Here is a 10,973-nt window from a genome sequence, read left to right on the forward strand (position 1 = left end):
TTTAAGAAAAGTAAAAACACTACTCTCTCTCATTATAATCATTAAAACGTTTAGTTATAAAAACACCATCAATACTTTCAGGTTGAATCAAACCTTTTGAAATATCCTCTTTAATCTCGGAAACAATGATTTTTCCATCATCTTTGGAAAGTCTTTTAAATTTAATTAATTTGGAAAATGAATCCCCACTGCCTTCAACAAAATAATCTAATTTTTTACGGCATTGAGCCTTTTTATTTTCACTTTTAACCATGCATTGACGTTTAAATTCATTTTTAATACCCTTTTTAAATTCTTTTGCCTCGATGATTTCCCCATACATATTGGAAATTATCTCTACAATGTCCCGATCCTGCAGGATAGGATATTTCTTTTTAAGGTTGGTTATTATTAACGTATCATAATTCCTACCAACAATATTATCCAATTCATTTATATATGAAAGTTGCTTAACGGAATTTAAAAAATAATACTCCAAATACCGTTTGATTTCAAAATCACTTATATTATCATTAATTATTTTAGATTCAACCCTTTCATAAATCATATTAATGTCCTCAGAATCAAGATCATATTTTTTTAAGTATTTAATATAAAAATCGTTGTCTTCTTGAATCAATGAAGATAAGAACTCTATTTTTTCCTGCTTTTCTAAGTCAATGACTTTTGATTTAAGATAATCATCTAATGTTGATACAATATTATTTGAAATTATTTTATTAGATGCAATGTCACTTTTTAGTTTTTCGATTATTTCCTCACATTCCTGTAAAGTCAAATCATAGGAATAAAGTAGATAATTGAAAAATGGAGTGTCAAAATCTCCGATAAGTTCATCTAATCTTTTTATATTAATTTCATTAATCATTGTTAACATTATTTGTTTTGAATAAGATAAATAACTTATGTAAATTTTAAAAGATAATTTTACTGTTTAACTGGGAAAAAACGAATTTATAGGAGTTAAAAAGGTGAGACAAATATGAATGAAGTAAAAAAACCCAGTTAAACAGCTGTCAGCATGAAATTCAAGTTGAAGCATTAATTTTAGATGCTTCAAAGCTTAAATGTTTATTTTCAAGTTCCATCCATGGAAATTTATGTATCCTGACTAACTCCTCTAACTCTTCAAGTGAATCAGCTTTCAAGACAATTTGTCTTCCATGAACTGAGAATATGTAGATATATCCATTATTAACCTGGAAAACATTTAGGAGATTTGTTTTAAAATCTCCTATGATTTCACCATCAATTTCGCTTCCACACTCATAGCAATATGCGAAATTCTCATTTAATTTTTTTAAGCAATTCGGACATGTATTCATTTCCTACCCCCTGATTGAACTAATAATCTCCCTGCCAATATCTCATCAAAGACATACCATATTCTGTTTTCAGATTGAACCAATTCCTTTAACTCATAAATTGAATCAGATTCAATGATATATCCAAATTCATTATAATAATATTTATTTTCAATAACTTGAACTCTAAACAGTCCAGTTTCATTCTCCAAGTAATTCAGCTTTAGCTCCATTGTTAGAAGTTCCTCAAAGAACAGAAGAACTTCTTTAAGTTCACAATCTTTAATTCCTGATAAGTCTAAAATTCCATAATCAATTTCCCTTAACGTTTCAACATTTAAAAATTCACCAATCTCTACCGTATATTTATCCCAATTAAACTCCATTGAAACCTCTTAAATCAATAACATCCACAACAAACATAAATTAAGCAAAAACATTATATACGAACTTCTATTATTATCCCCTCTAATCAATAATGTGTATAGCACTAATGCTAATGAAATTAATATTACAATCAACTGTACAACTGTTACAAGACTGTTAATCATAGTATCATCCCCTCCATAATCTCAATAACCTTTTTGTTTAAAGGATTTTCAAGTGAAATAAATTTCTCATTTGCTTTGCTTGATCCAAACTCGGCAAAGTAGGGGGTCTGTCCACAACCTCCTTCAATAGTTGCTCCAAAAGTAACCTCGGAACCTTTTACTTTAATCCCGAAGTCTGCAAATTCAAATATTAAGACATCATCAATGTCTTTTGTTCTAAATTCTTCTTTATTGTCACCATATTCCAATTCGAATACAGATTCACCATCAATTTCACTAGCTGTTGCAAATACAAGACGGATATATATTCCATCCTCATTTGCCTTACGATTCAAGAATTCAAAGAATTCGTCATTCATTTCATCGAATGTATACTTTTCATCTGCCTTCCCAGCATAGGTCGGCATGTAATCATTGGATGTAATTTCATCCACATAGAAATGAAATTCCTCATTTCCCGCTACAGAGTTTTCAACAGTCTTTTTAACATTTAAATTGATATTTCTCTTAATTTCCATTAATTTCTCTCCAAATGATGATAGTTTTTGTTTAAGGATATAACCCAACTCAACGATAGCCGTTGCTAGAATAGTCCAATAAGCAATTCTGTAAATTTTCGCTTAATCTTGGTGAAATTTAGATTAAGCATTATAAGTCTAAAAGAACACTACACTCCAATATGTAGTTGATTTTAGTTGTGGTGTCATTTTTATCAGCCTCCAATGTTAAAAAGTTCGTACAGAGTCTAAATTCATAATTTTCTTTAAATGATGTGGTTAAATTATTTCGATAATTTAAAGTGTATAATAATTTATGGTTCCTATAATATATAAATGTTTTGTTTTTTTAACATTTGAAGAAGAATTTTGGAAGTTAAAAATTAAAAAAAAATAAGTAATGGAGAACTATAATTCTCCTCTTTCACGACGTTCGTCTAGAAGTTTAAGACCTAAATCTCCTAATTTGTATTTTTGGATTTTACCACTTGTTGTTAGTGGGAATTCATCAACGAAGAACACATATTTAGGTACTTTAAACCTTGCAATTGATCCAATACAGAAATCACGGATATCCTCTTCAGTCACATCTTCAAATCCATTCTCTTTAATGATGAATGCGCCTACAATTTCTCCGTACTTTTCATCTGGAATTCCTGCAACTTGAACATCCTGAACACAATCATGAGTAAATAAGAATTCTTCAATTTCACGTGGATAAATGTTTTCTCCACCTCTAATAATCATGTCTTTGATACGGCCCACAATTGAGTAGTATCCGTCTTCATCCACTGTTGCAAGGTCTCCTGAGTGTAACCATCCGTCAGGTTCAATAGTTTCAGCGGTTTTTTCAGGCATGTTATAATATCCTTTCATAACATTAAAACCTCTACACATTATCTCGCCTGTTTCACCAGGACCTAACTCTTCACCAGTTTCAGGGTCAACGATTTTCACTTCAATGTTTGGGAATTTTCTTCCCACAGTATTGATTTTTTTCTCAAATGAATCGGCAGCATTGGTTTGTGTAAAACCCGGTCCTGCTTCAGTAAGCCCATAAACACTAGTAATCTCTTTCATGTTCATTTTTTCAATTGCATCTTTCATGGTTTCAACAGGACAAGTTGATCCTGCCATAATTCCTGTACGTAGTGAACTCATGTCAAACATGTCGAACATTGGATGGTTCATCATTCCGATGAACATGGTAGGAACGCCATAAACTGATGTGCATTTTTCTTTTTGAATTGAAGAAATAGCTAAAAGCGGATCATATTCCTCTAAAACAACCATGGTGGAACCATGAGTTATGACCGCCATTACTCCTAAAACAGTTCCAAAACAATGGAAAAGAGGCACTTGTAAGAGCAATCTGTCTTTTTCAGTGTAATTCATGTTTTCTCCAATATAATAACCATCATTTAAAATGTTACGGCTGGAAAGCATTACACCTTTAGGAAAACCTTCAGTTCCTGAAGTGTACTGCATATTAATTACATCATATTGACTTACTGCATCTTTTACTTTTTGATACTCCTCTTCATCATAGTTCATTCCAAGTAATAATAATTCATTAGTATTAAACATTCCACGGTGTTTTTCTTGACCTACATGGAAAATAAATTTTAAATATGGGAATTTTTCAGATACTAAGTTTCCTCTTGCACTTGTTTTAAGTTCCGGGACAAGTTCATTAATAATATCAAAATAACTTGTATCCCTAAATCCATCGGTCATTGCTAAAGCTTTCATCTCGGATTGGCCTAATACATAATCTAATTCATGAGCCTGATATGCTGTGTTAACTGTCACTATTGTTGCACCTATTTTAGAAGTTGCAAACATATATGTTAACCATTCAGGGACATTTTTTGCCCAAATTCCAACACGATCGCCTTTTTCAATTCCAATAGCTAGCATTCCTTTTGCTAGGTTATCTACTCTTTCATTAAATTCTTCATATGTGAATCTTAAATTTCTATCCGGATAAACAATAAATTCATGATCTGGTTGCTTTTCAACCATTGATTCGAAAAATTTTCCAATTGGTAATTCTGTAAATAATTCGCTCATATTTTCACCTCAATTTTTTTAATAAAATAACTAAACCAAAATACAAATCATTAATGCAATCCCAATTGCAATGTTAAGTAGAAACCCAAATCCTCTGTGAAAAATTTATTTGGTTTGAAAGTTATTTTATTCACTTTTCTCTCTCCTAGTATGGTGTATATAATACGGCGAGTATTTTTGCCTTATCGTTTCCACTTGCGTGAAGGTGGTGTGGCACTACTGAATCATAAAAGATTGTGTCTCCTTCGCCAATTGTGAAGGCATCTTTACCGTAGATTACTTCAATTTCTCCTTCTAAAACATAGATGAACTCTTCACCTTCGTGAGAGGATAATTCTTTTTCTCCTTCCTCATAATCAATGTCAATGATGAATGGGTCTATGTTCCTGTCTATTTTACCTGCACCTAATGAGTGGAATTCTAAGTTAGTTGCGTTTGTAACGTCTTCTCTGCCTGAGAAGTATAATGAGTTTTCGGTTTTTCCACCACGGGTTACAACAGGTCCGAGTTCTGGAGTGTCATCTAAGAATGTTCCGAGGCGTACGCCTAATGCCCTTGCCATTTTAGTTAATGGTGTAAGGGACGGAATGACTTCTCCGTTTTCCATAGCTTGTAAAACTTCAAGTTTTACGCCACTTTTTTCAGCAAGTTCTTCGATAGACATATTCTGTCTAGCTCTAATATCTTTGATTTTTTGTGCAAAATCTTCGTTTGTCATATTATTTTCACTTCTTTGGATTTTTACTTAATAAATTAAGTTATTTATAATTATATTTAATTAGATATTTAAAAGTATCTTGCATTTTGCCTTTTTTATAAAAAATTTCTTGTTTGAACATGAAAAAAGTTAAAAGATAATTGTTAATCAATTATTAATTGAAATGAAAACTGATTTAAATGGGTACGATTAACTTAAAAAGGTATAATTAACCTTAAAAATAAGAAAAATAATATATGCTTTGAGAACATATGATTATATGTAGAGAAATTCCTATTTCTTTACAAAGTTATGTAGAAATAAACTATATTAGTAGATGAGAACTAGTAAGACTGGAATTTTCCAGTCTTATTTTAAAAACTATTTTAATGAGGGGCAATAAACAATTGAACATGGAACTACAAGAATATTTGGATTATGTAAATAGTGGAAAAAGAATAATTGGGGGCTCACATGAGCATCTTTTCATGACCGAAAAGCTTAATGAAGCTTTAGAAATTACCCACAAAATCAATAATGAATATCATAGCCCTGAAGAAATTCAGGAATTATTTGCAGAACTAACCTTAAAGCCGGCTAACAAGACTTTACGTTTAATGCCTCCTTTCAACACAGACTTTGGTAAAAATATCCACATAGGTGAAAATGTTTTTATCAATTCCGGTTGCAAAATGCAAGACCAGGGAGGAATATACATTGGCAACAACGTTTTAATAGGACATAATGCATGTTTACTGACATTAAACCATGATATGGATCCTGAAAACAGGGCAGATATGCATCCTAAACCAATTTTCATAGAAGATAAAGCATGGCTGGGTTCAAACGTTACAGTTCTGCCTGGCGTTAGGATTGGTGAAGGCGCAGTTGTTGCAGCAGGAGCAGTTGTCACAAAAGACGTTCCGGCCAATAGTGTTGTTGGTGGCGTGCCTGCAAGAATCATTAAAAAAATTGAATAATCCTCACGATTCCAAACCATAATTTAATTAATTCTAACTGCAATTAAAATTATAGTTAAACATTATCCTTTCAAATATTCAAGTAGAAATTTAATTAAATGTAATAAGATATTGAATATGAAAAATATACTAACCAATATCTACATATATTAATACAAACAAAGTTTTAATCAATAAAAAAGGACTGTTTTATATGTTAAGTATTACCCAATGTTACTTAGATTTTGTTGATAAAATCTTAAAAACCGGAAAAGAAACCTATAAGGACTCCAATCATCATTTATTAGAAAGTTTAGGAAACTTTTATGTAATAGATGACCCATTGGATTTGAAATTTAGAGCAAAATATCAAAATTATACAACTGAAATGATGTTGGCTGACATTAAATCTGGAAAATATGATTTGGAAGCATGCCCAATTAAAAGCGATGCATTATATGAATATGTACGGTCAGTGGAAGATCCGGATATAATCAACAACACTCAAGGATTCGTATACACTTACCCAAACCGTATCTTCGCTCATTTTGATGTTGACCAATTCGAAACAATGAAAAAAAGAATTTTAACCGCGACCGGATCAAACCGTGCGGTGGCAGTTACAATTAATCCTATTGAAGATGCTGAAGAAGAGGACATTCCTTGCCTTCAATTCTTGCAGTGCCTTGTACGTGACAATGAGCTTACAATCCACTGTATATTCAGAAGTAATGATATTTTCGGTGCTTTTTACTCAAATATGTTTTTCATAGCATATTTAGGCCTTAAAATGAAAGAAGAAGTTAACAAAGAAATAATGGGTGAAAAATTAAACTTCGGCGGAGTTCACTACCACTCAACTTCAGGCCATATTTATAATACTGATATTAAAGCAGCACGTAAATTGATAAAAGCAAATAAATAAGATTTAATTTTTAATTTTAATCTTATTTTTTATTTGTAGCTTACCATATCTTGTTTTTATGGTATATTTTCCTTTTTTATATTTATTTTTAATTTTTAAGGTGGCTTTTCCTTTATTATTTGTTTTGATTTTGTAGGTTTTACCCTTAAATTTAAACTTGACCTTTTTATTTTTCAATATCTTGCCTTCAGAGTCAAGGATTTTTGCGGTGAATTTGATGGTTTTTCCTTTTTTAACAATTATATTCTTGGTTATGATAGTTGTTTTGACGACTATTTTATTGGATACCTTGAAACCTTTATATTCAGCAATTATCTTATATGAATCCGGCTTTAGATTAATTTTAAAAGAAGCATATCCCTTATTATCAGTGGTTCTTGTGTATTTGACATTATTAATTGTGAAAGTGATCTTAGCGCCTTTGGCGACATTACCGTTATCATCGAACACTTTAACCCTGTAGTATTTGCCTGCACCGTAATACATTTCCAGGTTTGAATTTTCTGTAATTCTTTTGACAACATTAACTGTTTGAATCTTAAACTCACCTGTGACTACATTAACAACAGTAATCTTATAAGAACCTGGGGAAAGCTTAAGGTTATAATTCAATTTTCCATTGGCGTCTGTCTTCAAGTCATAAAGGGAGTTGCCAATCAAAAGAGTCACTTCACCATTGACCAAATTATTTCCATCTGAATCAGTTAAAACTGCAATATAATTAGAATTGTAAGTATAAGATAATGTGGAAGGCAATACAATTGTTGATTTGATTATAATGTTTCTGATTGCTTCTGATTTTAAGTATTTCTCTCCTTCAGGACATATAATTTCAATTTTATATGTTCCTGGGTTCAAATCAACTTTAACATTTGCAATACCCATATCATTAGTTATAGATTGCTTGGTAGTAGTTCCAACTATGAACCTGATGATTTTGCCAACAATCGGATTGTTATTCATATCAGATAGCCTAATGGAATAAGTGAAGTCTTCACCATAAGAAATAGTGCTATCGTTCGCTTCAATAAAGGTTTTTAAATATTTTATATCAAATGAATCAGTGAAATTATTGCAATTGTAGCAATTGGAATTAACATATGCTTTAACATCATGTATTCCATAGTACACATCAGTTAAAACCAATTTTCCAACTCCATTTGTCATGGTCACATTATGGGTTGATTGGTCTACAACAACATGAACTGTTTCATTTATTGGTTTAGATAACTGGATATTGATTTGAGCATCAGTGACATCAACGGTAATGTTTAAATCAATTTCAAGATTTCCTTTATTGATTGTAAATGTTTTCTGTGAAGAGGAACTGTTAAAACCTACTTTTTCAAAGCTGGCAGTAATCGTATTATTTCCAATATTTTCAAAAAGGTGGTATAGGCTAGCTGCCCCATCCACAATTTCTACAACATAATCCATTCCGTCAATACTTAAAGTGACATTGCCGAATAAAACCGGATTTCCATATTGATTTAATACAACAGCCTTAATTAAGCAAGGATTTTCCGGATTTTCAACGGATATGTCAATTGTAGTGTTAACAGGATTTAAAATGGTGAATGCTTTAATACAAGCCACTTGTGAAGCATAATTATGAGAGGAATATGCCCAAACTAATTCATATAAATCTGTCCAATGTTCACCATCATAACTTATAAATGATATATTTTCATAAAATAACTGTTTGTTTATTGGAACACCACTAGCAATTATATCCTCAGAAATTGGAACACTTGCCTCTTTATCAACAGTTATTTTAAATTCGACTTCAAAAATATCTCCAAAATTAAGTGGAATAAAATTACTCAATTCTATTGTTGAATAACTAGAAGTTGATTTGCCTGATTGAGTATGTTTTAAGATATTATTTACATAGATAGATAAATCCCAAGATGTATCTTTTTCAAAATATGTTGAAACAGCAGATAAATATTCATTATCACTAGCAATGAATTTATTTTTATACCAAACAGTATTTGATGAATTTAAAAAGAAATCTGTTCTTCCACTAACATCATATTGGTAATTTTTATCATATTTTATTGATTCATTGAACAAGAAAACATATGTTGAATAAGGCTTATTTAAAGGAGCTAAAGAAGTATCATAATAAGAAACATAATAATAACCTCCTTCTCCAGAACTAGGACCCCAACTATTTTTAATTATCCAAGCACCATCTCCTGAAGGTGTTGTTTTAAAGTTATTTCTTGAATAATTATCATCCCAACCAACAATAGCTACTGCATGGTTTGCTCCTTTATCCGTTTTATACCAGTAAATATTTTTTCCATTAACATAATAATTAGTTCCATCCTCATTAGATTGATACCAATGAATACTTGTTGAAACAGCTCCATAACTAATTATTGCTCTTTTAATTTCATCATTATCTGTGAAGCTAGTTCTTTTTAAAAATAAAATGTTTTGAATATGGAAAATACTATTTAAAACAGGAGATAATACTTCGTTAAGTATATATTTATCATCACTTTCATTAACTGGCCCCAACCAACTTACAAGATAAGCATGACCCATACGGTCATAGCCTCCAGTATTTGTTTCCATATCCCAACCATAACTTGAAAATTTGGACATTAAATTTTTCATATTTTCTTCAGATAGATCATAAGTGAATCCAGTTGCCTTTAAAATACATGATTCAAGAGAAGCAATTGACGCAAATGCCCAGCAATTTCCATTATTACCTTGATTTTTAACAGGGGTGACCATATACTCATTTCTTAAATCATAACTGCTTGGTAAAGTTAAATTATATAATGAATCGGATTGAATGAGCATGTAGTTTTGAGAATTATAATTGATATTAATGGCTTCACATTCATAAACATCATTTTCAAAGCTTGCGACATTATTGAAAAATGAATTCATTAGGGAGTCATTCAAAACGGAATTATGATTAAAATTTCTGCCAATTGCTGAATAAACTGCTCCTGCAATACTTCCTGCAGTATTATTAGTAAAATTATTATTAAATGGAATAAAATTATTGACTTCATCTATAAATAATGCTCCGCCATCTTTTTGTGCAGTATTATTAATAAAAGTAGAATTATAAAGTGATAGAGAACCAAAAAGGGCATATATCACACCACCACTATACTTTGCACTATTATTTCTAGCAGTTAAATTAGTTAAATTTAGATTTGCAGATACTGCAGTAATTGCTCCTCCCATTTTTGATGTAGAATTAATTATTTCTAAATTTCGACAAATAAATTTAGATTCACGAATATAAATTGCTCCACCATATTGTTCAGCATAATTATTCATTAATAAAGAGTTGACAATTTCTAAACTACCCTTATTGATGTTTATTGCACCACCTGAATATGCATGATTATTTAAAAAAGTACAGTTTTCGAGAACAACATTGGAATTAGAAAAAGATGTGCTAATCGAACTAATTTTAGAATCTTTAAAAATTACATTTGTTGCTTCAATAATTGAATCTGAACTATCGGAAATAGCTAAATTAATTAAGGTTACATTTTGAAGAGTTAATGAATTTGCAACATAAAAACCAGCCCCACTATAAGATATAATAGTTCTTTCAACATTTTGGCCTATGATAGTCAAGTTATTCACAGATTTAGAATAATCCAAATTATACACTCCATCGGCTAAATGAATAACACTATTGGATTGAATCCTACTGGACTTTAAATCTCTATATGGATTATCCATTGACCCGTTTCCAGTGTCATTTTCAACAGAAGCATTATAATAATAATCAACGTCTAAAACATCGTCAGGAATACTTGATAAAGTAGAATTCTGATTATCGTCACATATTGCAAGGACTGTTTCATTATCAACTGCAAAACTATCTGGAATTACAATCAATAAACAAATCAATATTGCAATAAATGCGACAAATTTCATTCTTTTCATAGTATTCCACTCCAATAATCATGAAAGATTATTA

Annotated in this window: 10 protein-coding genes; 2 read left to right on the forward strand and 8 right to left on the reverse strand. The window is 30.7% G+C overall.

All coding sequences use genetic code 11. The annotated features are described in order from the left end of the window. Positions 1 to 19 precede the first annotated feature (19 nt). From IKS50_RS08930 to IKS50_RS08960, 7 genes are all read right to left on the reverse strand, one after another. Positions 20 to 868 (reverse strand): hypothetical protein, encoded by an 849-nt coding sequence (locus tag IKS50_RS08930; protein WP_292848672.1) that lies wholly within the window; start codon positions 866 to 868, stop codon positions 20 to 22. A gap of 160 nt (positions 869 to 1,028) precedes the next feature. Beyond that, positions 1,029 to 1,325, reverse strand: a complete 297-nt coding sequence (locus IKS50_RS08935; RefSeq protein ID WP_292848675.1) for a hypothetical protein — start codon at positions 1,323 to 1,325, stop codon at positions 1,029 to 1,031. Beyond that, the gene (locus IKS50_RS08940; RefSeq protein WP_292848678.1) at positions 1,322 to 1,690 is read right to left on the reverse strand and encodes a hypothetical protein; all 369 of its coding nucleotides are present in this window, start codon (positions 1,688 to 1,690) and stop codon (positions 1,322 to 1,324) included. The genes IKS50_RS08935 and IKS50_RS08940 overlap by 4 nt, the downstream gene beginning before the upstream one ends. Positions 1,691 to 1,699: 9 nt before the next feature. Continuing rightward, a complete protein-coding gene (locus tag IKS50_RS08945; RefSeq protein ID WP_292848681.1) occupies positions 1,700 to 1,855 on the reverse strand; it encodes a hypothetical protein in 156 nt (51 codons plus the stop codon). Next, a complete protein-coding gene (locus tag IKS50_RS08950; protein ID WP_292848684.1) occupies positions 1,852 to 2,373 on the reverse strand; it encodes a hypothetical protein in 522 nt (173 codons plus the stop codon). Before IKS50_RS08950 ends, IKS50_RS08945 begins: the two co-directional genes overlap by 4 nt. Positions 2,374 to 2,760: 387 nt before the next feature. After that, the gene (locus IKS50_RS08955; RefSeq protein ID WP_292848687.1) at positions 2,761 to 4,425 is read right to left on the reverse strand and encodes an AMP-binding protein; all 1,665 of its coding nucleotides are present in this window, start codon (positions 4,423 to 4,425) and stop codon (positions 2,761 to 2,763) included. 145 nt (positions 4,426 to 4,570) lie between these two features. Then, complete coding sequence (locus tag IKS50_RS08960; protein ID WP_292848690.1) at positions 4,571 to 5,143, reverse strand: helix-turn-helix domain-containing protein; 573 nt, start codon at positions 5,141 to 5,143, stop codon at positions 4,571 to 4,573. 368 nt (positions 5,144 to 5,511) lie between these two features. Between IKS50_RS08960 and IKS50_RS08965 the strand changes: the two genes are divergently transcribed. Then, complete coding sequence (locus IKS50_RS08965; RefSeq protein WP_292848693.1) at positions 5,512 to 6,102, forward strand: DapH/DapD/GlmU-related protein; 591 nt, start codon at positions 5,512 to 5,514, stop codon at positions 6,100 to 6,102. 193 nt (positions 6,103 to 6,295) lie between these two features. After that, the gene (locus tag IKS50_RS08970) at positions 6,296 to 7,006 is read left to right on the forward strand and encodes a thymidylate synthase (RefSeq protein WP_292848696.1); all 711 of its coding nucleotides are present in this window, start codon (positions 6,296 to 6,298) and stop codon (positions 7,004 to 7,006) included. A 3-nt stretch (positions 7,007 to 7,009) separates the two neighbouring features. On the opposite strand, the gene IKS50_RS08975 is transcribed toward IKS50_RS08970, so the two are convergent. Beyond that, positions 7,010 to 10,939, reverse strand: coding sequence for a C1 family peptidase (locus IKS50_RS08975; protein WP_292848699.1), 3,930 nt, complete (start codon positions 10,937 to 10,939; stop codon positions 7,010 to 7,012). Between the last annotated feature and the right edge of the window lie 34 nt (positions 10,940 to 10,973).

Origin of the sequence: Methanobrevibacter sp. (assembly GCF_017539065.1) — an archaeon.
GTDB lineage: Archaea > Methanobacteriota > Methanobacteria > Methanobacteriales > Methanobacteriaceae > Methanocatella.

Bases quoted from the DNA above. Each gene is read 5' to 3' on its own strand.
- IKS50_RS08930 (WP_292848672.1), bottom strand. From the start codon at position 868: ATGATTAATGAAATTAATATAAAAAGATTAGATGAACTTATCGGAGAT.
- IKS50_RS08935 (WP_292848675.1), bottom strand. From the start codon at position 1,325: ATGAATACATGTCCGAATTGCTTAAAAAAATTAAATGAGAATTTCGCA.
- IKS50_RS08940 (WP_292848678.1), bottom strand. From the start codon at position 1,690: ATGGAGTTTAATTGGGATAAATATACGGTAGAGATTGGTGAATTTTTA.
- IKS50_RS08945 (WP_292848681.1), bottom strand. From the start codon at position 1,855: ATGATTAACAGTCTTGTAACAGTTGTACAGTTGATTGTAATATTAATT.
- IKS50_RS08950 (WP_292848684.1), bottom strand. From the start codon at position 2,373: ATGGAAATTAAGAGAAATATCAATTTAAATGTTAAAAAGACTGTTGAA.
- IKS50_RS08955 (WP_292848687.1), bottom strand. From the start codon at position 4,425: ATGAGCGAATTATTTACAGAATTACCAATTGGAAAATTTTTCGAATCA.
- IKS50_RS08960 (WP_292848690.1), bottom strand. From the start codon at position 5,143: ATGACAAACGAAGATTTTGCACAAAAAATCAAAGATATTAGAGCTAGA.
- IKS50_RS08965 (WP_292848693.1), top strand. From the start codon at position 5,512: ATGAGGGGCAATAAACAATTGAACATGGAACTACAAGAATATTTGGAT.
- IKS50_RS08970 (WP_292848696.1), top strand. From the start codon at position 6,296: ATGTTAAGTATTACCCAATGTTACTTAGATTTTGTTGATAAAATCTTA.
- IKS50_RS08975 (WP_292848699.1), bottom strand. From the start codon at position 10,939: ATGAAAAGAATGAAATTTGTCGCATTTATTGCAATATTGATTTGTTTA.